The sequence below is a fragment of the Idiomarina piscisalsi genome (genome assembly GCF_003987095.1).
In the GTDB taxonomy this organism is placed as follows: domain Bacteria; phylum Pseudomonadota; class Gammaproteobacteria; order Enterobacterales; family Alteromonadaceae; genus Idiomarina; species Idiomarina piscisalsi.
Map to the genome: position 1 here is coordinate 136,173 of NZ_PIQA01000011.1, position 20,149 is coordinate 156,321.

Consider the following 20,149-nt stretch of genomic DNA (forward strand, 5'->3'; position numbering starts at 1 on the left):
ATCAGTTTACCGTAAAAACAGCTTAAACCTGCTGAATTATTGCGACTCCAGTCCCATTGCAACCATACCTTGGTTTTCGCCAACTTCATCAAAGCCAAGACTGTTGTATAACCGCCGGGCAGGCTCGTTTTCCGGGTACACATTCAACGTAATAAACTGAGTTTCTTCCTGTGACCATGCGTTTTCCAGCAGTGCTTCGACAAATTTTCTGCCCAGCCCCTGACCACGAACTGCAGAGTTCACAATGAGGCATGCGATGTGTATACCGTTTTCGACTTTTTGGTAGGCTTGTGCAAAACCGATAAGCGTTCCGCCCCGATAAAAGCTAAAAGTACCGCGCTCTTCCGCTTTAATCTGTTCCCAAATAGCCTCAGCTGAACTGCCATAAGGTACTTTTTCACCAAACCAGAGTCGAAACTCCGCCGCATTGTCCGGCCAAGTCAGTGCCTCTTTAAGTTCATCTATTGTTGCTCTTTTTAGCATTATCACTCGCCTTGCAGAGTTAAAATTAGCGTTCGGGCTCCGCCGTGATCTCTATGTTCACAAAGATAGACTCCCTGCCAAGTGCCTAAATTTAAACGTCCATTGGTCACCGGTAGGGTTAAGTTACTACCTAATATGCTCGACTTTAAATGTGCTGGCATGTCATCAGGCCCCTCAAACGTATGTCGGTAATAAGGCGCATTTTCCGGCACCATTTCATTAAAATGGCTTTCAAAGTCCTGACGAACCGTCGGGTCTGCATTTTCATTAATGGTCAACGATGCCGATGTGTGCCGAATAAACACCTGTAATAGCCCGGCTGATACTTGCCCAAGCTCAACCAGAGCCCGTTCAATCTCGTCAGTAATAAGGTGAAAGCCCCTTGGGTGAGGAGCCAATTGCAGTTCTGTTTGTTTGATAAGCATTTGTAAACCTGTTTGCCGTGTCTCTGTGCTTGCCATATGCTTACAGCATACCGAAAAACAACCGAAAGGAATAACGACAATGCGTTACTTATTATTAGCTATCGCCGTTTTGTTCAGTGCGGCGTGCACCGCACAAGAAAGCGTTGAAGAAGCAACAACCAAAGCCGTAGAAGCCTTTTTATACGGCGCCAGCATTGGTTCACCTAAAGCGCATGATCGCTTCTGGGCAGAAGAGTTGACCTACACCAGCTCCAGCGGAGAGCGTTTTGGTAAAGAGCAACTTATGTCGGGTATGAAAGACGCTAAACCCAAAGACCCAGACAACGTTAAAGTCTGGTATGGCGCTGAAGACATCGAGGTAAAACAGTTTGGTGACACCGTTGTATTCAACTTCACCTTAACCGCAGAAGAAGAAGGTAAAATCACTAAGTACTTCTATAATACCGGTATTTTGATTCAACGCGACGACCGTTGGCAAGCGGTCAACTGGAACGCGACTAAAGTTCCTTAAGAGGCTCCTTAATTTCAGAAGAGTCGTTCTCTGATGCCGCATCGCCATTGTCTGGCTTTACATAAATGGCGATGCCTTCCCCCGTTTTATCAGTCAAACCGAAGGCTTTACCGACACTGACCCCAAAGCCAACATTACCAGAATAGCCACCGGAGCCAGCCCCGACATAAACTGACTCTCCTTGCTTATCACCGGTTTTTTGCAGCAAGACGCCATTAGCCCCCACTTTAGCCGCTTCCTGTTTCAGTCGCTTCAATACGGCGTCCATTTTCGCTTGTTCACCAAAGCTCCAGGAGGCATCACTGCTTGCTTCAATTAAGGCTATTTCTTCATAGCTCTCAGGCGCCTCTAAGTACACTTTTACTTGTGCTACCGGTATTTCCGGTCGAGCGTCTCCAATTAGGATGGAAGAGGTAGGTGACGCGCAGCCAGTCAGCACCAGACCAAACAATAAAACAGCACTATAGGTTATAAAACGCATACGACTTCCTTTACCAAGAACATAATTAATCAATAGCACATAAAACGATATTTCACCTGACTCTTTCAATCTCTTTAAAGAACCGTAGAATGGAAAACGATTGCGTGTTCCGAAGTTGGAGATCTTTTTGTTCGATATTGACCTGATTAGCCGCCATTTTTTAGCCGTGTATTTTTTATTCATAGCGGTTCACTACGCGAGTACCGCTATTGGACTGAATAGTCGCACCTCGAAAAGCCATATTCAATACGGTGAAAAAGGCAGTGCGACATGGTGGATACGTCAGGTCTTTAATCTGTTCCGCGGTGCAATTTTGCTTATTTGTATTGCCCGGGTCTTTTACCCTATTGATACCTGGCTCGGCATTATAGAACCACTTTACACACCCTGGGTGCTGTCTATTGGCATGCTCACAATGTTGGTGTCACTTGGGTTTGTCAGTTACAGCCACGCCTATATGCGTCAGGACTGGCGATCAGGTATCGACAGCGATAACTCCCGGGCACTGTTAACGAAGGGGCCTTTTTCGCACTCGCGTAACCCAATGTTCTTAGCCATTATGCTTGGCCAGCTTGGTTTGTTCCTGGCGCTACCCAGCCTGTTTACCTTAGTGTGCTTATTGGTCGGCGTGGCCATGGTGCATGCTCAAGCCATTAAAGAAGAGCACGCCCTAAATGAGCTTTATGACAAAGACTATCAAAACTACAAAACTCAGGTCCCACGTTGGCTTTTTTAGTCTTCAGGACTCAGGTCGCCGTGTAAAAACTTACAAACAAAGACGACTTTTCCGTAACGCTCAAATGACCATTTAATATAGCGCTGCAAGGTGTCCATCACCTTATCGTAGTCACCAAATATCTGGGTACTCAATGTATTGGTGATAATTTTTACATCATCGGTTTTATTCAACTCATCAATAAAGCCTTTTATTGGGCCAATATAGTCATCTGCCAGTGGATACTTGCTAATTTCAACCGTCAGTTTCATGATAGTCACTCCTTTGTCGTTACTATTGCGACGCAAAATACCAGACCGTTCATACTAACACGAGGTTTATGAATGACATCGGATGTCCGTTCGCACATTGCTTTACCAGTTTACTCGGTGCGTCAGTTAATGCGCTTTTCATCGTTGCTGTCGACCATTTCTCGCTCGCGTGGTTTCTGCGTTTACTGACCGGCCTGTGTTTAGCTGGTATTTACCCAATGGGAATAGTGGACCACATTTGCCGGCAACAGCTAAACCTGCGGCGTTAAGTCAGGGGTTATCGGCACTTAAACAGCCACAATTCCGTGCGGTTGCCGGTGGCTACTTTGGCCACTGCTGGGAGCTCTACGCCTTCCGGCGCAATGTGTTTGTTATACCCATTCATGACTGAGCTACCGCCTTGGGTTGCTCTTTTAACTCTGACGCTTTGGGGTATTTCGGTTATCGCCGACTCACCTCAGTTTTCAGCATTAGCCGCTCAAGAGGCGCCAGCTGACAAAGTTGGTAGTGCCTTAGCGGTAATGAACTCGGTTGGCTTTGCTCTAACTATTCCGGTAATTGGGTTAGTGAGCTGGAGCTGGCCATTTTTAAATGAATGGGTCGCATGGCTGCTATTACCCGGCCCTGTTTTAGGGCTTTGGGCAATGCGAAAGTTTGATAAAATCAGCTCGAATTAAACGATAGGAACACAAACCATGGGATTAGAAGTCATCAAGCACCCTCTGGTGCAGCATAAACTCGGCTTAATGCGTAAGTCGGGTATATCAACCAAAAGTTTTCGCGAGCTTTCCAACGAAGTTGGCAGCCTACTGACCTATGAAGCAACCAGTGACTTTGCCTTAGAAACGACCACTATTGACGGTTGGAGCGGTGAAGCCATAGAAGTCGAACAGTTAAAAGGCAAAAAAGTGACTGTCGTGCCTATTTTAAGAGCGGGTATTGGCATGTTGGACGGCGTTCTCGACTTAATACCCAACGCCAAAGTCAGTGTGGTCGGCCTATACCGCAACGAAGAAACCTTAGAGCCGGTCAGTTATTTTGATAAGTTTGTTGGCAGTCTCGACCAGCGTATTTCGCTCGTCATCGACCCGATGCTGGCAACCGGTGGCAGTATGATAGCAACATTGGACATGCTGAAAACCAAAGGCTGTAAAGATATCCGTGTACTCGTGTTAGTCGCAGCACCCGAGGGCGTAGAAGCTGTTTTAGCGAAACACCCTGACGTGCGTATATTCACCGCAGCGTTAGACGAGAAGCTCAACGAAAACGGCTATATTATCCCTGGTTTGGGGGATGCCGGCGACAGAATCTTTGGTACGCGTTAACCAACGCTGTATGACAATATCCGGGAAATATGGCTGCGCGGCAGTCCTGTTTCCTGGTGCCAGTGGTTAATAGCTGTTTGTATTTGCTTAAGACCTTTTTGACTTGTCGGTGAGGCATCTAATAAATTGTAGTTCCGTAGCGCAGTGAGCACATCGCTTGCGCAAACAAAGCCATCCCAGCCCAACATGCGCAATAAATACTGACCCGTGTTACCACCTAAACGTGCACCATTTTTCTTTAAGAAAATCAATAACCCAACTTGGTCATCATGCGGCCAGCTAGCCAAAAACTTACCAAAGCTCCCATGCTCTTCAGAAACCTCTACAATCATTCGGGCGTTAACAGGTACGGTTATTATTTTTTGAAAATTACGCACAATACGTTCGTCTTGCGCCAGCTCTTCTAGTCGCTCCGGTGGCACTTGCTGCCAGTAAAGCGGTACAAAACCACTGAAGGCTTCTTCAAACTGTGGCCACTTGCGGTCAATAATCTGCCATACGAAACCTGCCCGGAAGATACAACGGGTCATTAACGAAAGGACTCTGTCATCAGTAATTTTTGCTAGTTCTTTATCGCTTACCACCTCGGGTAACATGGAGCGCATTGCTGCTTCTCCACCCTTACGCTCACAGGCGCGGTCATAAAATACTGAAAAGTCGATAATGTCAGTCATTCTGGTTTACTCCAGCCTCGCTATTCGGCTCACATTTTGAGCCAAATAATGATTCTATTCGGCTCATGATGCAAATTTAGGTAAAATACAGTTAATAAATAGAGGAGTCCGACATGGCACGAGCGCAAGCAGTACACATATTAGTGAAAACTAAAGAAGAAGCAGAAGACCTGAAAAAGAAATTGGCTGGCGGCGCCAAGTTCGCAGATTTAGCGCGCAAACATTCACTTTGCCCTTCGGGTAAAAAGGGCGGCGACTTGGGTGAGTTTCGCCGCGGAGAAATGGTACCGGCTTTCGACAAAGTCGTTTTCGGCAAGCCCACGCTGGAAGTGCATGGACCGGTGAAAACGGCTTTTGGCTGGCATTTAATTAAAACGCTTTCCCGCAGCTAAAGCTGCTTAAACACGCGCCAGAATTTTATCCAGCTCGTTCGCAAAAGCCATGCGATCGCGCTGGTGCAAGGGCGGCGGACCACCGGTGTGTTCGCCGCTACTACGCATGGTATCCATAAAGTCACGCATATTAAGGCGTGAACCAATATTACTTTTTGTAAAAAGCTCACCCCGTGGGCTCAGTGCCTGCCCACCCTTTTTAATAACATCCGCTGCCAACGGTATATCCGCAGTAATAACTAAATCACCCGGCTGGCATTGTTCGGCAATGGCGTCATCTGCAACGTCAAACCCAGCTGACACTTGCATCGTCCGAATAAATTTAGACGGCGGTACCCGCAGTGGCTGATTCGCTACTAATACCAGCGGCAGTTGTTTGCGTTCTGCCGCACGATACAAAATATCCTTTATAACCGTTGGACAGGCATCGGCATCCACCCAAATTGTGATTGTGGTCATAGTGACTTCCTAACGAAAAAAGGCACCACCGCATATCGATGGTGCCTGCTTAAAATGAGCTTAACGTTTGCGACTATGCGCTCTTTTTCTCGCTAATATAATCATTAACGAACTGCTCAAGTATGTTAAGTGGTACTGGACCACTGCCAAGCACTACGTCATGGAACTCGCGAATATCAAACTTATCACCAAGTTCTGACTTCGCTTTTTCACGCAGTTCCAGAATTTTGTTCATACCAATTTTGTAAGCCGTTGCCTGACCTGGCATAACAATATGACGCTCGACCATCTTCACTGCATCAGATTTGGCATTTGGGGTATTGGTCACGTAGAAATCGATACCCTCTTCGCGCGTCCACTTCTTGTCGTGAATACCGGTATCCACGACCAAACGCACCGCACGCCATAACTCCATTGCTAGGCGACCAAAGTCTGAATATGGATCTTTATATAAGCCAATTTCTTTCGGCAGCTTTTCGGTATACAGTCCCCAACCCTCGCTGTAGGCGGTGTAGCGACCGAAGCGGCGGAACTTAGGAATACCTTCAAGCTCTTGCTGAATCGCAATTTGCATATGGTGACCAGGAATACCTTCGTGGTAAGCCAGCGCTTCCATTTGATACGTTGGCATAGCCTCCATATCGTACAAGTTGGCATAGTAAGTGCCTGGACGTGAGCCGTCCATTGACGGTTGTTGGTAAAACGCCTTACCCGCAGACTTTTCGCGGAACGGTTCAACCGCCTTCACGATAAGACCCGCTTTTGGCTTATTGATGAACAACTCATCCAAGCGTTCACGCATGTTATCGATGTAGGCCGTTGCTTCATCCAGATAACGCTGGCGACCTTCTTCCGTGTTTGGATAGATAAACTCGTCACTGTTGCGCATGTGGACAAAAAACTCTTGCAGCGTGCCCTCAAAACCAACTTCTTCCATAATGGCGCGCATTTCTTCATGGATACGCTCCATTTCGCTTAGACCGATTTCGTGGATTTCTTCTGCGGTTAAGTCAGTCGTGGTGGTTCGTTGTAACGCGTTATTGTAGAACGCTTCACCGTCCGGGAACTTCCAGGCACCGTCGTTTGTTGTAGCTTGTTCAGCAATGCCCTCTACCGCAGTAATTAAGTTTTCGTAAGCTGGTTTCACTGACTCTAACATCGCTTTTTTAGCGTCTGCGAGCAGCTGTTCACGCTGGCTTTCGTCGATTTCCAACTTATCCAGTTTGCTGGTGAAGTCGCCCCACAGTGCACTGGCTTCGCCATCGTCAAACGGCGCACCGGTAATAATATTTTTGCTGTCACTAATAACGTATGGGTAAACAAATTTAGGGGCGATAATGCCTTTTTCAGCTCTCAACTCCAGGTTTTCTGCTAACTGTTCAAACAATTCCGGTAAGCCATTTAAGCGAGAAATATAGTCTTGCGCGTCATCCACGCTGCTAATGCGGTGTTGGTTAATCAGCAGTGATGCCACGCTTGAGTGCAAACCAAACATTTGGTTGACCGGATAGTTGTGATGGCGCCATTTAAAATCAGCAATCTCATTTTCGAGCTTTTGCTTCATCAGCATCCAGCTAATTTTGGTTTGCTCATTAAGCTTTGATTCGTCAATGGCTTTAACTTGCTCTAAATGTTTTTTGGTTAGCGCCAAGTCTTCTTTGGCTTGCTCGTCAGAAATGTCATCCCACTTATCCTGGTCGTCTTTAATACCCAAGTAAGACTGATACATTGGGCTGCGCATGACATTTTCCATGAAAATGTCTTCGAACAGCTTATTTGCCTTTTCAGATTCGGTTTGCTCTGACTGTTGGTTGGTGTTCTCAGCGCTCGCTGTTTGCGTCTCTGCTGCTTTATTTGTTGTGCTGTCTTTTGCAGCGTCTGAGCATGCAGTTGTCATGAGCACCAGCGATACCGCCAGCGCAATTTTCTTATATTCAAACATGTGTGTGTTCCCCTGTTGTTTTGTTTATCTTGATAACGGTTGCAGCGCAGGATGTCAATGCAGAGACGGTCGTAAGGGAAATTGCAACGCCAAATGACGAGCATTTTCAGTTATTGCAGTGTATGTTCCCGACAAGCTTCAATTTGTTTAGCTGGCAGCATACCACCAATAATGGGTTCCAGCGCAGCCTGAACGATCGGAATTAATTGGCCAAACTCAGACAGCATAACCGCTTCATTGACTTGCTCATTGAATACCAGAGTTACCTTTAAACTCTGCGGAAAGCGTTGGTAATTCACGTCGTGCGTCAGCCAAATAAAGCCTTGATAGTCAAATTTGGCCTCTTCACACACCCGAGTCAGCTCGCGGATGATTTCTCGTTCTATTTTTTTATCAATTTTTCGCATAAGGAGTTTTCTCGTCGACCAAACTATGTTGTGCATTGCAAAGAAAAACTAGCGGGACGCACTACTTATATTCTGCCCATTATGTATAAAAAACTGCATTTCCTATACATAAATTCCTTTCCAAATATAAAATTCACTATTATTTATATATCTTAATAACTACAAGAAAAGTCGTTTACAGGCCAAGAGAAAAGAATCCAAATATTGTGAGTTCAAAAATGGTTATTCTAATAGTCGACCTTGAAGCCACTTGCTGGGACGGCAACGTTGAAGGTTTAGACCGAAAGCAAACAGTCGACGATATGGAAATTATCGAATTCGGCTGTGCTGTCGCGGAAGACAATGGCACTGTAATAGACTGTCGTTCATTCATGGTGTGTCCGCAATTGCACCCTAACCTCAGTGAGTTTTGTACACAGCTGACAAGTATTACGCAAAGTGATGTTGACGCGGCTGCTGTTTACCAAAGTGTCGTCCCTCAAATAGACCTATGGTTAAAGGACTATAAGTTAGAGGCTTGGGGATCATGGGGGAATTACGATAAAAACCAAATTAGCGCAGAACAAAAACGTCATAGCCTAGTGCCTGAGTTTTTCGCGCTGCCGCACATTAATATCAAACAACAGTGGCGTCAGGGGAAAGTAAACAGTCGTAGCGCTGGTTTAGCCAATGCCCTTAACTATCATGGTTTGTCTTTTGAAGGCACGCATCACCGAGGTATTGATGATGCGTTAAATATTGCTCGATTGCTTAGGTTTACTGAACTATGAGATCGCACCTGCGGTAATAACCGCAGGCTACGTCAAAACACATTATTCGATGTTTTGGATCTTAATGTTGAATAACAATAAATATCGGTTATTTATCATAGATTTAAAAAGATGAAAATTTTTGTTTTTTAAGTTAACCCACCAATTAAACCACCTATGCTATCCAATTAACTGTCGATACTTACCTCGATGCAAATGGCCTTAATTACTTATCCGTCTTACCTTGAGTCTCAGAGTTGGTCATAACACCTTCTCCTTTTGCTTGAGGGTTACAGTCGGGCTTAGCCTTATCTGTATCTCGCATCGCTTCCCTCAAATCTTTAGGTATCGTTTGTGATTTTCTAGGTTTAAGCCTTGTCTTTGATGAATCAGCCCGGTCAACAAGTCCCGAGCTACTGGCCTCTTCGGGCTCAGCCTTCTTACCTTCGATTCGAAGCTCTCGTATTCTACTTTTAAGGTGCTTCATTTCAGCGTGAGCGCGCCTTGACAGCTTTGGTCCAGGCTTTCTAAGCTCGGCATAATCTATACTGTGACGGTCAAACAATTCCTCGTAACTATCTAACCTCGAATACAAGCCTTCTAACTCTACAAGCATCAGGGATTCACAACGCTGTATGACCTTCTTATGACTAGCTAGCTCAGACTTCAAACTTTCATTATCGTCCATTAACTTACTGATTTTTCGTTCTTTCTTGTCAATTTCTTTCTCTACCCTAGTCTTAAAATTACGCTCAACGTCTGCTTCCCATTCTTTGTAATAAAACTTAAGATCCTTATCCAACTTCTGCAAATTTTGGAATGCTTTAACAAATAGCTCCGAACGGTTATTGATGTTTTCTTTTCTACTGATGTACTGGTCCATAGCTTTAACCACGGATTTGGGAATCTTCACTTGAGTTGGTATGTAATTAACAAGCTCCCCGAACATCCTTTGCTTTTTAGGCCTTGAATGTCGAAACTTAACTTTTAACTCATCAAGAAACTTAGCCTCTCCCATCGGAACCGAATGTAAAGCTCGCTTGTATAATTCTGGCGTGGTGAGTTGACTCGCTGCTTCTCGCACTGATTTCGGCAGTTGCTGAATACAATGTGCTCGCACAATTTCGTCTTTGTGAGTATTCCCATTATCGCTAGGGCGGTTGAGCCATTTTTCAAAGCTCTCCTTCTTTCGCCCTCGGTTTTCTTTCCTTTGCATAGTCAAATTACGAAATATCAGTGTAAAAAATTTATTTCCACCGACATTACATGAATAAATGGATGCCATCAATCATTGACGTCAAGCTTACAAAATAAATTAACTTTAATGCAGCGTAATTACTGTGCTATTATAGCTGGCTCACTAATTAGGCTTTTTATGCATAGCACATCACTAAATATTGATTCGTCAAAACTAGGTTGTCACTCGTCGATCGTAATTTCCCGCTTCATTAGCGCCATTGGATTTGAAGCCACGTGCCTTTCAGCGAAGGAGCTTGAAAGTCGTTTGTTTTTGCCAAAGTGGCTCATTGAAAAAGGAATCACTAAGTTAATCAGTCAGGGTATTCTGACGAAAGAATTCTTGTCGTCGGGTATCAGAGGCAAAAGGAGTTTACAGATATCAACTAGTACGCACGATAAACTTGTGAGTACAGAAGCTTCAAAGTGGCCTTTTGAAGATCAGTTGTATAATGAGTTATGGGGAGCTGCATTCGACGGTCAATTAAATGTCACCTCAACAACCGACATGCTCAAACGCCATTATAACTCTCGCACTAGTAGAGAGGTTGCGGAGGAAGCTCACGACTTTTTCAGTAGCTTATCGTCAACGGATAAATATAAAATGATTCACCTGTTTTGCAGTATGTTTAGCCACACGGACAATGCGTTCGTTGTTGAAGCTGGCTATAGCAGGTTAGGTAAGATAAGCGGTTTGAGTCGGAGCCAAGTGCGACGATATATTGATCAATTAGTAAAGCATAAACTAGTTATTAGAGTTTATCAGCATCAACATCCCCACTCATCAAGACTTGGTTTTTCGGCATCATCGTATCAAATAAACATTGCTCATCCAGCTCTAATTAGCTGCCCGAGCTTCCCTGTTTTCAGCTACCATTTGTTCGAAGCGAGCTGTGTTAAACCGTATCAACTAAAATTTCAATTAGAGAGAATCTTGCCTTCCGTATCTCTGGAATTTGATTCATTTTTTGATGACAGAATCGTCGAGTCCGCATGCTCACTTAACTTGTCAATCACACATGGATTATCGGAACCAACGCATATTTATCCTCTAGCTAACAAAGAGCTTTATGCGATTACAAAGTCATTGATTAAAAGACTTTCCCTTAGTGAAGGAAAAGAGCCATTTTCAGTGAGTAATGCACTGCGTTTCATTGAGAGTTTGAAGCCTAAAAAGGTCACTGAAAAGCCGTATGCAAATATAGGATATGAGCATTTGAAAGAGCTCAAATTGGATGTGTCAAACCCAGCCCATCAGGATGTCATCAAATTGCGTAGCATAATGAAGGAAGTGCGTTTTGTTTTAAAGCACTCTCAACTTATACCCGAGATGGTCTGGCATAAAGCAGATAATTTTGATAACCCGATATTTGATTGGACCACTTTTTGTTTCAGTATTGCAGCTGCGATGGCTCGTGCAAATCCTATTCAAGACGTTGATATCGTTAGCTCTCTAAACAATCAGCAAAGACGAGCAGCTACATGCCTTCTACCAGCGGATTATTCTTACCACAGAGAGCATACACTGTTTGTGATCCCACTTCCCGAAAACGGCAACTTCAGACTCAAACGACCGATTCTCTAATCAGTATTCTAAATTATCAGAATTTTTACTTATGACAGGCCAAGTGTTTCTCATTGCAATAGTAACCAAATGAACGTGAATCGCTTACTAAGCACCTGTTGGTAATAGTAATATATACACCCTTCACTATTATCAATCAGTGCATCATTCATTGGTACGTCTAGTAACCAATGCTTAGCCAGTGACAGGTAAGCCGCTAAGCTTACCGCCTGACTCATGGTTAAAGATTACAGGATCAGATCTCTTATGAATCAATAACGATCAAGAGGTCTGAAATGAGAAAACGTAACACCAATAACCATAATCACACGCTACATTACGATGCTGAATATGCGGGCTTTGATTTACACACTGCTAATGCACCATACATCCTGCCGTTTCTAGACCGCTTACATACGGTCATGGATAGAGTGCTCCAGAACCATAAGCGAGTACTGGCAGTAAAGTTTGACTTGCATCTACCGGCTCATACGAACCCTTACCTGCAGCGTAATCCGATTACGGAGTTTATAGAGCGAGTTAAGGCAGGCATTGCAAGCTATCAAAAGTCCCTAAACCGCCGTAGCAAACGTGTTTATCCAACGGACGTCGAATACCTTGCTAAGGTTGAACAGACTGAGGAGTGCGAATTAGAGCACTACCACGTCGTACTATTCACCAACAAAGACACGCTGTATCCGGTCGGTAACTTAAGCCATGAAGACCCTACTAAGCTGGGTCAGATTATCCGACAAGCATGGCTCAAGACGCATGGGTTATCAGCTGACTCGCCCGTAGCGCTCCTTCACACATCGACGCCCGTGTTTAGGGTATTGCAAGGACCACTCAGTACTGACGACCCAGTACACAGAGACGCATTCCTGCACTTCAGCTACCTATGCAAAGAAGGCACGACCAAGTACCAGGGTAAGCGTCAGTCGTTTTACAGCAGCAATGCAAAAAATAAAGCGCGAGCATAAGGCACCAAGCAACGTAGAAAAGGCCCAGGGACAACCTCTTCTACGTGCTTAGTGACAGTGCAACTACAATAATCCCCTTTCAGCAAACGAAACCGTGTCTTGGCCTACTACGATGTGGTCAAGCACGGGGACGTCTATGTGATTGAGCGCGTCCTTGATACGCGTCGTCACACGCTTGTCAGCCTCCGATGGTTCTGTCACACCCGATGGATGATTGTGCGCCAGGATGATGGCTGCAGCGTTTTGCTGAAGCACTTCCTTCATCACCTCACGGGGATATACAGGAGCCGCGTTAATCGTCCCAAAGAACAACTCCTTGTACTCAATTAGCCGATGCTGTGAGTCCATCAGCATGACAGCGAACACTTCACGTTTTTGGTGCGCCAGCTTGTATCTCAGGAAGTCTTTTGCAGCAGATGGGCTGGTAAAGCCGTCCCCCTTCAAAAACTTCGTCTCGAGGATCTCAGACGCTTTGTTCAGCACATCAACCTCAGTCATAGGCCCATTCGTTACATACTCAGCATTTTGCTCGTGCATTTTGTGTCTCCATGTTTTCGATTCTTGAATGCACGTGCGTGATATAGGCCTGAAATCCAGTGGTTTCGTTTTTCATGGTTATTCGTTACAGCCCCTGTGAATCCTCTGAGACAAACCAATCAGAGGAAATAACAATGAGATTCTTACGCTTAAAAGAAGTTAAAGAGCGCATAGGCTTGGGCACCACATCAATCTACAAAATGATTAACGAAGGCACATTTCCAAAGCCGGTCAAAATCCTTGGCAAAAATGTCGCCTGGATAGACTCAGAAGTCGACGAGTGGATTATGCAACGCATTGCAGACCAACGCGGCGACGCCATTCCAGACATGAACTGCTAACCCTGCATTTCTCAATGGCGGCAGCTCGCCGCCACTTATCAATCGGAGACCATTATGATTTTACGCCTAATCAAACCCATGGACATCGTCAAAATACACAAGGGGATGCACCGCGAAGCGAAACACCAGCCCAACTTTGCTCAGCTTGTCGATATATGCAGCACCATTGACCGTGAGTATTTTGATTACACCGTTAACTTAGACTCGATATTCTCAATTGCTGCTGAGTACGCTATTCGCTTAGCACACACCGAGTGGACAGAGGATACCAACCGTGCCGCAGAAACTGCATTTGCTGTGTGCCTGCTATTTTTGAATCAGTATGGCATCCCCATGAAAGGCAATGACCAGATATTGTTCAACGTCATGCGGGACGAATGGACAACGGTCGATAAGTTTGCACCACGACTCATGTTAGAGCACGCCAAGACCATCATAAGCAATTCAAAGGAGCCGTTAACAGCAGGTGACGCGCTTGAAATGACAAAGCGGTTGATTCACTCACCGATTCGTTTTGGACCGCTTATAACGGGTTTAAGGAGCTTAAGAGAAAGTTTCACTGTATCAGGATGCAAAGGCGTTCAGTGGGACAACTACGTTAACGACTAACCCGTTGAATCTAATAAAGTAACCAAGTAGTGTCACCCTTTCGTACTGGGGTAATTAACCACCACTAATTATCAATTCGATTACTCCAGTCTACCCAAAACAAGGAGTAACGTTTTGATATTCGATCCTCAAGAAGGCTATGTCGATACAGGATTTCGCCGCACATACATGCCTTGCGTTTCAGTCTATGACCACGCATCAAAAGAAATGATTCAAGTCCGGTTAAATGAAGCTTACAGAGCAGGCGTTGCGATAGCAGAGCTCAATGTCACACCAATCACGAAAGAACTTTTGGACGCCGTAAAACACTCACTTAATCCGTCAGACTGGGATGGTGATTGTGAACGAATAGCTAATAATCAGTTTGAGCCCGTAACACGATGGCACTTAATCGCGGCTACCCACGCGCCAGACCCGTTTGTTTACATTGCGTCGTTTACCTATCAAGCTGCCCAGCTGGCGCCCCAAGAGGCAGAGTCAGCTGAGCGCTTTTATCAATACCTGGCCCGAGTAGTAACCGTATATCTGAAGTCCCACGGATATTACATGCCAGATACTATTTATCCTTTATTCATCGAAGCGATTGCAACCTCCTCTGCCACGCGAATAGATAAAGTCATCAAGGGATTGCATACCCAGATTGGCATTAGCTCGCTTAAAAAATATCTCAACAGCTATGTCCAACTGAACGAGGGGCAAATAAATATCACGTCTAATAAACGCATTGCACCAAACGATGCTTCCACCATTGCGGAGCAACTCAACGTCACTGACGTAGACAAAGCACCGAAGAATAATGAAAACGAGGACGGCTAAAGGATACGATAATTAACAGTCCGAAGCTGATTCCATATTAGAGTCAGCTTCCCCCCCTGCCTAACCCCTTAAAATTCAAACACAAACCATTTGGAGACAATTATGTGGATCCATACGTTCACCCCTGCCCAATTGCAGGAGATTCACCACCGGCTGCACAGACACCGCGCACTGCCGGTAAACATGGATAAGCTTTCAGCAGTATGCGAAGAGGTAAACCAAAGAAGTCGGTGCATTAGCCACGGACTATTCGAAGCCGACGCCATTCAGGTGGCGGTCGATTATGCAATCACCCTAAGAAAATGTCGCTGGGTAGAGGACTACGAACAGTTAGTCGATACCGCTTTCGTAACGGCATTGACTTACCTTCGTTTAAGCAAGTATCCCATTGACTCGGATGACCCCGCACTATGGAGCCACTTTAAAGATACCTATGATAACGAGAGGCTTGAGTACGTGTTTTTTCTAGCCTTCACTCGGCAAAAAATCCTTTTGAACGCATTTTCTTGTAAGCGCTCCGTTCACGAGAGGCTGCCGAGAACGGAGCTAGGGTTAGACAATCACCGCTGGATGGCAATATTAAGGGGCGCTGTTGACGAGAGCTACGAGCGCTGTTGCCTTACTGCCCCTGGCTACGTTTGGGATGACTATGAGCGTGAGCTGCAAAAGCAGCATGAACTTGATTATCAAAAACTAGTTGCGTTAAATCCGATACATTATTTTGATAGGTAGCCCTCAGCTTTTAACCACAGATCTGAGGGTAACACCCCTAATGTATCAGCAATTTTCTTTACTGAAGTCACAGAGGGATTTGCATCGCCCCGCTCGACTTTAGAGATGAACGAGCGCGCCATCCCAGCGCTATTTGCCATATCTTCCTGTGACAGATCTATTTCTACTCTTCTCAACTTTACCGCTTTTCCAAATGCAGCCTTGATGTCCATTGACGTTCACACGGTTTGGGATTTGGTTAATCTTGACACCAAGACGAGGAACTAATAACGCTCTATAAGCTACCTATTGACTCATATAGTAAACATTGAGATGCTTTTTAGGCTCACTAATCTAAAAAGGAGAAATAAAGTGTCACAAGTTAACTGTCCCGAATGTCGAGGTCGCGGTGAGATTCCTTGTCCACTGGATTACGGCGGCGGTCCTCATCCAGAAAACTGCCCCACCTGTGGAGGCGACTCACGTGTACGGATTGAATGCCCTTACTGTGATGGTGATGGCAAAGTTGATGATGAGTAAATAGTACAGCGGAGCACTCACTCCGCTTTTTTTATTAGGAATACGGTCATGGGATTTTGGGACGCAATATTTGATTTAGGCAAGAAGGCGCTGTCCGAAGGCACAAAGCAGACGAAGGACGTCAGCAATCGCTTAAGTAAACTAAAGCGAAAAAGCGACTCGGAGCTTCTCAAAATGGTGAAAGACAGCTCTTGGGCCTCAACGGTTGACTCAAAAGACAAAGCCGTCGCTCGCCAAATCCTCAAGTCTCGCGGTTACACCGACGAGCAACTTCGAAAATAGCGAAAGCGAATGGAATAAGCGTGAAGGATACATTATGAAGTTAACACAATTAGCACTCGCACTAACGACAGTGCTTGCATTAACAGCTTGCGGCGGTGGAAGTGATTCACCGGATACAACGACACCACCTGACACTGGCAGTGGTGGCGGTGATAATGGCGGTGGTGACAATACGGCCAGCGGCCCTACTATCAGCGGTAAAGTGATTGATGGTTACGTTAAGGGGGCCACAGTATTCGTAGATATCAATGGCAACGGCCAACTGGATGACGGTGAGCCTAATGGCGAATCGACTGATGCCGGTGACTACAAACTGGAGTTAACCGACATTGATGAGAGTGTCGAGGAGTGCATCACCTTTGCACCTATCGTTGTTGACGTACCCGTTGGAGCCATCGATGAGGACTTAGGTGAAGTCGAAGAAGCTTACACCATGACGCTTCCACCGATTAACGAAGATGCGTTCGACAGTGCCAACATCACACCGCTAACCTCCATTCTGTGGGAGACCTTTCAGAATGACTTTGCGTTAGAAGACGGTAACGCTGACCCTGTTTTGGCGTGTGAACAGCTCCTTAATAACAACGAGCTGATTTCACAGTTCAAGGACCGCATGGACCAGACACTGGCTAAAATCGTTGAAGACTACAACATCTCGCAAGAGACCATTTATAGTGACTTCGTCGATTCCGGTGATACTGATGCCTATAACTTGGCTCAGAAAATCGTGAAAGGCCTCAAGATGTCTCTGGCAGAGACGAAAGCCATTACCGATGAAAGCCCCAACGCAGTGCCGCTGATTAGCTATCTGAAAGACGGTGAGGATTGGGTGCGTGAAGAATACATCTTTACCCCGGCATCCGATACGGCTGACGGTGAATGGTCAGACAATGCCCGTGTCAGCGCTAAGACACAAATTGTAAGCGATGACTTTGAACAACGCTTTGACGTCATTTATACGTACAATCGACGTTCATCGTTCAAAACCATCGGTGACGCATCCGTTGAAGTCGCGTACTTCAATGAAACCTGCAACACGGCTGATATTTTTGAATACATCGCCAACACCGATGCGACTGAAACCGAAAAGGTGGAAATCACTAACAACGACGACAGCTGCATCGATATCCGCTCAAAGCGCATCACTGTTAGTCATCTTACGAACCAAGACCAAAACCTGGGCGAGAGCTACACCTATACCTTGCGGTACGACAACGATGCTGGCGCGTTTACGCAGTTTGATTACATGAAAGACTTCCAAGAGCGTAAAACTGAATTGAACATAGACTCAATTCTGGCTGACGCAACGTCGTATGAGTTCAGCATGTCTGAAGAGTATGATGCCGCCACGCTTCTGGAAACGTTCGCATCCGTTGAAACACGCACTCGCGTGATGGATGGTGAGAACCTAGTCGATACTCAACGAGTCTACACATCACCAGAAGGGCCAACCTGGCGACGTAAGACAACATTCCCTGATGGGACGTCTGAGGTCGAGTGTAAGGACATTGGTGAGACTGAATGGTCGGAGTGTGAGTAATAGACATTTCATAGCGGCCAAAGGGCCGCTATGTGCCAAGAGCGGACGTTAGAATCTCATGATATTAATCGTTAGGGGGACCAACAGTAAAATACGCTCAATTCTCCAAAGTTTCACTTAGGTAACTCTATATGTACTTCAAGGCCTGTGGTGTAGGCATTGTTGAATGAAATTTTTCCATGGTGCAGTTGCACTATCTTATGTGTAATCGACAGGCCTAAACCAGATCCTGATACACCACTATGCTCTTGAAGTCGATAGAAACGCTCTCCCAAGCGCTCAAGTATTTCTTCAGGGACGCCCTTGCCTTCATCAGCAACCTTGATAATGACTCTATTAGCCGCCTCGGTCGCGACTATCTGTATTTTCGAATTTTTCGGCGAAAATTTCATTGCATTGGACAACAGGTTGGTTAAAGCGCTAACGATAAGAGTTTCGTCGCAAATTATTCGAATAGAGGAAACATCAATGTGCCACTGGTGATTTTCCACTTTATTAATTGGTAAGTTATTTAGCGCCAAAGAGACCAACTTACTGATTTCAACTTCCTCAAACTTTTCAGTAAAGTTTAGGCTATCAAGCCGGTTCAACAACAATAGTTGATTAACGAGGCGTGACATTCGCTCCACGGAGTAAAAAATTGACTTGCCAGAGTGCTTGGCATCGCCAAGTGAATCAGCGGAAATAACGTTCTCAGCATGTACCTGGATTGCACTTAGCGGGGTGCGCAGTTCATGGGAGGCATCAGCGATAAACCGTTTTTCGCGTTCCGAAAACATCTTCAGTTGATGCAATAATCGATTTAATGCTTGCCGGATCGGAGCCAACTCATTAGGTAGCTCTGACTCAACTGGCGATAAATTATTAAACTCCCTAGCTCTTAGGTCAGCAGCAAAACGGTTTACGGGTTTCAGGACGATATAAACGATGAGGAGTATTATTAGACTAATTGGAACCCACATTAATAATAGTGGGTATAGTTGCTCTGAGGCTAAGTAGCCACTTAGTTCACCTCTGACATCCTGACGCTGAAAAGTATGAACCCATATATTTTTAGATTCCTCGAAGTAGCTAAAGGTAAACCAGGTGATATTGTCACCCTTTAATGTATGGTAACCCGCCTGTAAACCTTTAAGGTTTAGTGGTTGAGTCTGGTTTGTTGAAGCCAGCAAATTACCGTCGACATTGTAAATTTGATAGCCAATCTTAGACTCGTATTTATGGCCGCTGGGACCTTTTTCTTCAGTGGAGCTATCCTCTCCGGTATCATCATATTGCGATATCGGAATTACTTGAGTGACAGACAGTTTATTTTTAGCGGGCGCATAAAACGTTGCGAGCGACTTTGCGGTCTGAGCAAGTTGTGCATCAAAAACCTCATCCAGCTCATGCAGAATATCTCTGTAACTCGCCCAAGCCGTGACGGCAAGTACAGTAACCACGGCTAAGTTGATGCCAACAACCAATGAGCGACGAAGTGACCACAGGCTCATGATGACGCATCTTGTAAGCGATAACCTAGGCCTCTTATCGTTGAGATAAGATTGCCATCGATTTTCTTGCGTAAATGGTGAATGTGTACTTCCAACGAATTACTCTCATGTTCGCCTCCCCAGCCATAGCATGCATTCGCTAATTGCTCTTTACTCACTATTTTTCCTTTGTGTAGCGCTAACTGTTTCAGTAACAACCACTCAAGCCGAGTTAAATTAATCATTTTGTCACGAAAACGGCATTCCTGTGATGAAAGGTCAATATTCAGTTGCCCACAGGTTATAATATCGTTTAAGTGTTGGTTTGCTTTGCGAACCTGCACTCGAATACGCGCTTCTAATTCGCGTAATTCAAAAGGCTTAACCACATAGTCGTTGGCGCCTTCGTTTAATGCCAGTACTTTAGTATCAATATCATCCCACGCTGTAAGTACGAGAATCGGGATTTCTTGGCCTGCTTTCCTTAACTTTTTAATCAGTGGTACGGCATTTCCATCGGGCAGTCCGAGATCAAATATTGCAAGGTCAAATTTATCTGTCCTAAGGGCGCTCTCAGCTTCAGACAAGTTTGTCGCTAGTTCAACCAGGTATCCCATTCGGCCTAGACCCTTGATTATTCCCTCAGCCAAATGCTTATCATCTTCTAGGAGTAGCAAACGCATGTG

At 45.2% G+C, this 20,149-nt stretch carries 29 protein-coding genes; 16 read left to right on the forward strand and 13 right to left on the reverse strand.

What is annotated here, in order from left to right:
• Positions 1-36 precede the first annotated feature (36 nt).
• Positions 37-483, reverse strand: coding sequence for a GNAT family N-acetyltransferase (locus tag CWI73_RS09945; protein WP_126752646.1), 447 nt, complete (start codon positions 481-483; stop codon positions 37-39).
• A 2-nt stretch (positions 484-485) separates the two neighbouring features.
• Positions 486-908, reverse strand: coding sequence for a secondary thiamine-phosphate synthase enzyme YjbQ (locus tag CWI73_RS09950; protein WP_100691308.1), 423 nt, complete (start codon positions 906-908; stop codon positions 486-488).
• A gap of 79 nt (positions 909-987) precedes the next feature.
• Between CWI73_RS09950 and CWI73_RS09955 the strand changes: the two genes are divergently transcribed.
• Complete coding sequence (locus CWI73_RS09955; RefSeq protein WP_126752647.1) at positions 988-1,419, forward strand: nuclear transport factor 2 family protein; 432 nt, start codon at positions 988-990, stop codon at positions 1,417-1,419.
• On the opposite strand, the gene CWI73_RS09960 is transcribed toward CWI73_RS09955, so the two are convergent.
• Positions 1,406-1,900, reverse strand: coding sequence for a hypothetical protein (locus tag CWI73_RS09960; protein ID WP_126752648.1), 495 nt, complete (start codon positions 1,898-1,900; stop codon positions 1,406-1,408). The genes CWI73_RS09955 and CWI73_RS09960 overlap by 14 nt on opposite strands.
• 127 nt (positions 1,901-2,027) lie before the next feature.
• Here CWI73_RS09960 and CWI73_RS09965 point away from each other — a divergent pair, with 127 nt between their 5' ends.
• Complete coding sequence (locus CWI73_RS09965) at positions 2,028-2,636, forward strand: methyltransferase family protein (RefSeq protein WP_198675178.1); 609 nt, start codon at positions 2,028-2,030, stop codon at positions 2,634-2,636.
• Here the strand turns inward: CWI73_RS09965 and CWI73_RS09970 are convergent.
• The gene (locus tag CWI73_RS09970; protein WP_126752649.1) at positions 2,633-2,887 is read right to left on the reverse strand and encodes a YkoF family thiamine/hydroxymethylpyrimidine-binding protein; all 255 of its coding nucleotides are present in this window, start codon (positions 2,885-2,887) and stop codon (positions 2,633-2,635) included. The genes CWI73_RS09965 and CWI73_RS09970 overlap by 4 nt on opposite strands.
• 238 nt (positions 2,888-3,125) lie before the next feature.
• Between CWI73_RS09970 and CWI73_RS09975 the strand changes: the two genes are divergently transcribed.
• The 3 genes from CWI73_RS09975 to upp are packed head-to-tail and all read left to right on the forward strand — an operon-like array spanning position 3,126 to position 4,212.
• Positions 3,126-3,278 carry a hypothetical protein gene (locus CWI73_RS09975; RefSeq protein ID WP_157980634.1) on the forward strand — a complete coding sequence of 51 codons (153 nt, stop codon included), beginning with the start codon at positions 3,126-3,128 and terminating at the stop codon, positions 3,276-3,278.
• On the forward strand, positions 3,271-3,564 hold the full coding sequence (locus CWI73_RS09980) for a hypothetical protein (protein WP_126752651.1): 294 nt from the start codon (positions 3,271-3,273) through the stop codon (positions 3,562-3,564). Before CWI73_RS09975 ends, CWI73_RS09980 begins: the two co-directional genes overlap by 8 nt.
• Positions 3,565-3,582: 18 nt before the next feature.
• Positions 3,583-4,212, forward strand: a complete 630-nt coding sequence (gene upp / locus CWI73_RS09985; RefSeq protein WP_126752652.1) for a uracil phosphoribosyltransferase — start codon at positions 3,583-3,585, stop codon at positions 4,210-4,212.
• Here the strand turns inward: upp and CWI73_RS09990 are convergent.
• Positions 4,209-4,886 carry a DNA-3-methyladenine glycosylase I gene (locus CWI73_RS09990; RefSeq protein WP_126752653.1) on the reverse strand — a complete coding sequence of 226 codons (678 nt, stop codon included), beginning with the start codon at positions 4,884-4,886 and terminating at the stop codon, positions 4,209-4,211. The genes upp and CWI73_RS09990 overlap by 4 nt on opposite strands.
• Before the next feature lie 113 nt (positions 4,887-4,999).
• Between CWI73_RS09990 and CWI73_RS09995 the strand changes: the two genes are divergently transcribed.
• A complete protein-coding gene (locus CWI73_RS09995; protein WP_126752654.1) occupies positions 5,000-5,278 on the forward strand; it encodes a peptidylprolyl isomerase in 279 nt (92 codons plus the stop codon).
• A gap of 6 nt (positions 5,279-5,284) precedes the next feature.
• Here the strand turns inward: CWI73_RS09995 and CWI73_RS10000 are convergent, their stop codons facing one another.
• The 3 genes from CWI73_RS10000 to CWI73_RS10010 all read right to left on the reverse strand — a co-directional run bounded on the left by CWI73_RS10000 (position 5,285) and on the right by CWI73_RS10010 (position 8,086).
• Positions 5,285-5,728 (reverse strand): YaiI/YqxD family protein, encoded by a 444-nt coding sequence (locus tag CWI73_RS10000; RefSeq protein ID WP_058578620.1) that lies wholly within the window; start codon positions 5,726-5,728, stop codon positions 5,285-5,287.
• 82 nt (positions 5,729-5,810) lie between these two features.
• Positions 5,811-7,679, reverse strand: a complete 1,869-nt coding sequence (locus CWI73_RS10005) for a DUF885 domain-containing protein (protein WP_126752655.1) — start codon at positions 7,677-7,679, stop codon at positions 5,811-5,813.
• A 110-nt stretch (positions 7,680-7,789) separates the two neighbouring features.
• A complete protein-coding gene (locus CWI73_RS10010; protein WP_126752656.1) occupies positions 7,790-8,086 on the reverse strand; it encodes a hypothetical protein in 297 nt (98 codons plus the stop codon).
• 218 nt (positions 8,087-8,304) lie between these two features.
• Between CWI73_RS10010 and CWI73_RS10015 the strand changes: the two genes are divergently transcribed.
• On the forward strand, positions 8,305-8,856 hold the full coding sequence (locus CWI73_RS10015) for a 3'-5' exonuclease (RefSeq protein ID WP_198675179.1): 552 nt from the start codon (positions 8,305-8,307) through the stop codon (positions 8,854-8,856).
• 205 nt (positions 8,857-9,061) lie between these two features.
• Here CWI73_RS10015 and CWI73_RS10020 read toward each other — a convergent pair whose 3' ends face one another.
• Positions 9,062-10,120 (reverse strand): hypothetical protein, encoded by a 1,059-nt coding sequence (locus CWI73_RS10020; RefSeq protein WP_126752658.1) that lies wholly within the window; start codon positions 10,118-10,120, stop codon positions 9,062-9,064.
• 90 nt (positions 10,121-10,210) lie between these two features.
• On the opposite strand from CWI73_RS10020, the gene CWI73_RS10025 reads away from it, so the two are divergent.
• Positions 10,211-11,656: a helix-turn-helix domain-containing protein gene (locus tag CWI73_RS10025; protein ID WP_198675180.1), complete on the forward strand. Its 1,446-nt coding sequence runs from the start codon at positions 10,211-10,213 to the stop codon at positions 11,654-11,656.
• Between the two features lie 275 nt (positions 11,657-11,931).
• Positions 11,932-12,615 carry a YagK/YfjJ domain-containing protein gene (locus CWI73_RS10030; protein WP_126752660.1) on the forward strand — a complete coding sequence of 228 codons (684 nt, stop codon included), beginning with the start codon at positions 11,932-11,934 and terminating at the stop codon, positions 12,613-12,615.
• Positions 12,616-12,678: 63 nt separating this feature from the next.
• Here CWI73_RS10030 and radC read toward each other — a convergent pair whose 3' ends face one another.
• Complete coding sequence (radC, locus tag CWI73_RS10035) at positions 12,679-13,152, reverse strand: RadC family protein (protein WP_126752661.1); 474 nt, start codon at positions 13,150-13,152, stop codon at positions 12,679-12,681.
• Positions 13,153-13,286: 134 nt separating this feature from the next.
• Between radC and CWI73_RS10040 the strand changes: the two genes are divergently transcribed.
• From CWI73_RS10040 to CWI73_RS10055, 4 genes are all read left to right on the forward strand, one after another.
• The gene (locus tag CWI73_RS10040) at positions 13,287-13,493 is read left to right on the forward strand and encodes a helix-turn-helix transcriptional regulator (RefSeq protein ID WP_053953341.1); all 207 of its coding nucleotides are present in this window, start codon (positions 13,287-13,289) and stop codon (positions 13,491-13,493) included.
• A gap of 54 nt (positions 13,494-13,547) precedes the next feature.
• Positions 13,548-14,102 carry a hypothetical protein gene (locus CWI73_RS10045; protein WP_126752662.1) on the forward strand — a complete coding sequence of 185 codons (555 nt, stop codon included), beginning with the start codon at positions 13,548-13,550 and terminating at the stop codon, positions 14,100-14,102.
• A gap of 114 nt (positions 14,103-14,216) precedes the next feature.
• On the forward strand, positions 14,217-14,918 hold the full coding sequence (locus CWI73_RS10050; RefSeq protein WP_126752663.1) for a hypothetical protein: 702 nt from the start codon (positions 14,217-14,219) through the stop codon (positions 14,916-14,918).
• Between the two features lie 102 nt (positions 14,919-15,020).
• Positions 15,021-15,650, forward strand: a complete 630-nt coding sequence (locus CWI73_RS10055; RefSeq protein WP_126752664.1) for a hypothetical protein — start codon at positions 15,021-15,023, stop codon at positions 15,648-15,650.
• Here the strand turns inward: CWI73_RS10055 and CWI73_RS10060 are convergent.
• The gene (locus CWI73_RS10060; protein WP_006955914.1) at positions 15,635-15,862 is read right to left on the reverse strand and encodes a helix-turn-helix domain-containing protein; all 228 of its coding nucleotides are present in this window, start codon (positions 15,860-15,862) and stop codon (positions 15,635-15,637) included. The genes CWI73_RS10055 and CWI73_RS10060 overlap by 16 nt on opposite strands.
• Before the next feature lie 139 nt (positions 15,863-16,001).
• Here CWI73_RS10060 and CWI73_RS12510 point away from each other — a divergent pair, with 139 nt between their 5' ends.
• Genes CWI73_RS12510 through CWI73_RS10070 form a run of 3 tightly spaced genes read left to right on the forward strand, consistent with a single transcriptional unit; the run spans position 16,002 to position 17,991 of the window.
• On the forward strand, positions 16,002-16,169 hold the full coding sequence (locus CWI73_RS12510; RefSeq protein WP_157980635.1) for a hypothetical protein: 168 nt from the start codon (positions 16,002-16,004) through the stop codon (positions 16,167-16,169).
• Between the two features lie 48 nt (positions 16,170-16,217).
• Positions 16,218-16,451 (forward strand): hypothetical protein, encoded by a 234-nt coding sequence (locus CWI73_RS10065; protein WP_126752665.1) that lies wholly within the window; start codon positions 16,218-16,220, stop codon positions 16,449-16,451.
• A 34-nt stretch (positions 16,452-16,485) separates the two neighbouring features.
• On the forward strand, positions 16,486-17,991 hold the full coding sequence (locus CWI73_RS10070) for a hypothetical protein (RefSeq protein ID WP_126752666.1): 1,506 nt from the start codon (positions 16,486-16,488) through the stop codon (positions 17,989-17,991).
• Positions 17,992-18,104: 113 nt separating this feature from the next.
• Here CWI73_RS10070 and CWI73_RS10075 read toward each other — a convergent pair whose 3' ends face one another.
• Positions 18,105-19,484 (reverse strand): ATP-binding protein, encoded by a 1,380-nt coding sequence (locus tag CWI73_RS10075; RefSeq protein ID WP_126752667.1) that lies wholly within the window; start codon positions 19,482-19,484, stop codon positions 18,105-18,107.
• The gene (locus tag CWI73_RS10080; RefSeq protein ID WP_126752668.1) at positions 19,481-20,146 is read right to left on the reverse strand and encodes a response regulator; all 666 of its coding nucleotides are present in this window, start codon (positions 20,144-20,146) and stop codon (positions 19,481-19,483) included. Before CWI73_RS10080 ends, CWI73_RS10075 begins: the two co-directional genes overlap by 4 nt.
• Between the last annotated feature and the right edge of the window lie 3 nt (positions 20,147-20,149).

Bases quoted from the DNA above. Each gene is read 5' to 3' on its own strand.
- CWI73_RS09945 (WP_126752646.1), bottom strand. From the start codon at position 483: ATGCTAAAAAGAGCAACAATAGATGAACTTAAAGAGGCACTGACTTGG.
- CWI73_RS09950 (WP_100691308.1), bottom strand. From the start codon at position 908: ATGCTTATCAAACAAACAGAACTGCAATTGGCTCCTCACCCAAGGGGC.
- CWI73_RS09955 (WP_126752647.1), top strand. From the start codon at position 988: ATGCGTTACTTATTATTAGCTATCGCCGTTTTGTTCAGTGCGGCGTGC.
- CWI73_RS09960 (WP_126752648.1), bottom strand. From the start codon at position 1,900: ATGCGTTTTATAACCTATAGTGCTGTTTTATTGTTTGGTCTGGTGCTG.
- CWI73_RS09970 (WP_126752649.1), bottom strand. From the start codon at position 2,887: ATGAAACTGACGGTTGAAATTAGCAAGTATCCACTGGCAGATGACTAT.
- CWI73_RS09980 (WP_126752651.1), top strand. From the start codon at position 3,271: ATGACTGAGCTACCGCCTTGGGTTGCTCTTTTAACTCTGACGCTTTGG.
- upp (WP_126752652.1), top strand. From the start codon at position 3,583: ATGGGATTAGAAGTCATCAAGCACCCTCTGGTGCAGCATAAACTCGGC.
- CWI73_RS09990 (WP_126752653.1), bottom strand. From the start codon at position 4,886: ATGACTGACATTATCGACTTTTCAGTATTTTATGACCGCGCCTGTGAG.
- CWI73_RS09995 (WP_126752654.1), top strand. From the start codon at position 5,000: ATGGCACGAGCGCAAGCAGTACACATATTAGTGAAAACTAAAGAAGAA.
- CWI73_RS10005 (WP_126752655.1), bottom strand. From the start codon at position 7,679: ATGTTTGAATATAAGAAAATTGCGCTGGCGGTATCGCTGGTGCTCATG.
- CWI73_RS10010 (WP_126752656.1), bottom strand. From the start codon at position 8,086: ATGCGAAAAATTGATAAAAAAATAGAACGAGAAATCATCCGCGAGCTG.
- CWI73_RS10015 (WP_198675179.1), top strand. From the start codon at position 8,305: ATGGTTATTCTAATAGTCGACCTTGAAGCCACTTGCTGGGACGGCAAC.
- CWI73_RS10020 (WP_126752658.1), bottom strand. From the start codon at position 10,120: ATGGCATCCATTTATTCATGTAATGTCGGTGGAAATAAATTTTTTACA.
- CWI73_RS10025 (WP_198675180.1), top strand. From the start codon at position 10,211: ATGCATAGCACATCACTAAATATTGATTCGTCAAAACTAGGTTGTCAC.
- CWI73_RS10030 (WP_126752660.1), top strand. From the start codon at position 11,932: ATGAGAAAACGTAACACCAATAACCATAATCACACGCTACATTACGAT.
- radC (WP_126752661.1), bottom strand. From the start codon at position 13,152: ATGCACGAGCAAAATGCTGAGTATGTAACGAATGGGCCTATGACTGAG.
- CWI73_RS10040 (WP_053953341.1), top strand. From the start codon at position 13,287: ATGAGATTCTTACGCTTAAAAGAAGTTAAAGAGCGCATAGGCTTGGGC.
- CWI73_RS10045 (WP_126752662.1), top strand. From the start codon at position 13,548: ATGATTTTACGCCTAATCAAACCCATGGACATCGTCAAAATACACAAG.
- CWI73_RS10055 (WP_126752664.1), top strand. From the start codon at position 15,021: ATGTGGATCCATACGTTCACCCCTGCCCAATTGCAGGAGATTCACCAC.
- CWI73_RS10060 (WP_006955914.1), bottom strand. From the start codon at position 15,862: ATGGACATCAAGGCTGCATTTGGAAAAGCGGTAAAGTTGAGAAGAGTA.
- CWI73_RS10065 (WP_126752665.1), top strand. From the start codon at position 16,218: ATGGGATTTTGGGACGCAATATTTGATTTAGGCAAGAAGGCGCTGTCC.
- CWI73_RS10070 (WP_126752666.1), top strand. From the start codon at position 16,486: ATGAAGTTAACACAATTAGCACTCGCACTAACGACAGTGCTTGCATTA.
- CWI73_RS10075 (WP_126752667.1), bottom strand. From the start codon at position 19,484: ATGAGCCTGTGGTCACTTCGTCGCTCATTGGTTGTTGGCATCAACTTA.
- CWI73_RS10080 (WP_126752668.1), bottom strand. From the start codon at position 20,146: ATGCGTTTGCTACTCCTAGAAGATGATAAGCATTTGGCTGAGGGAATA.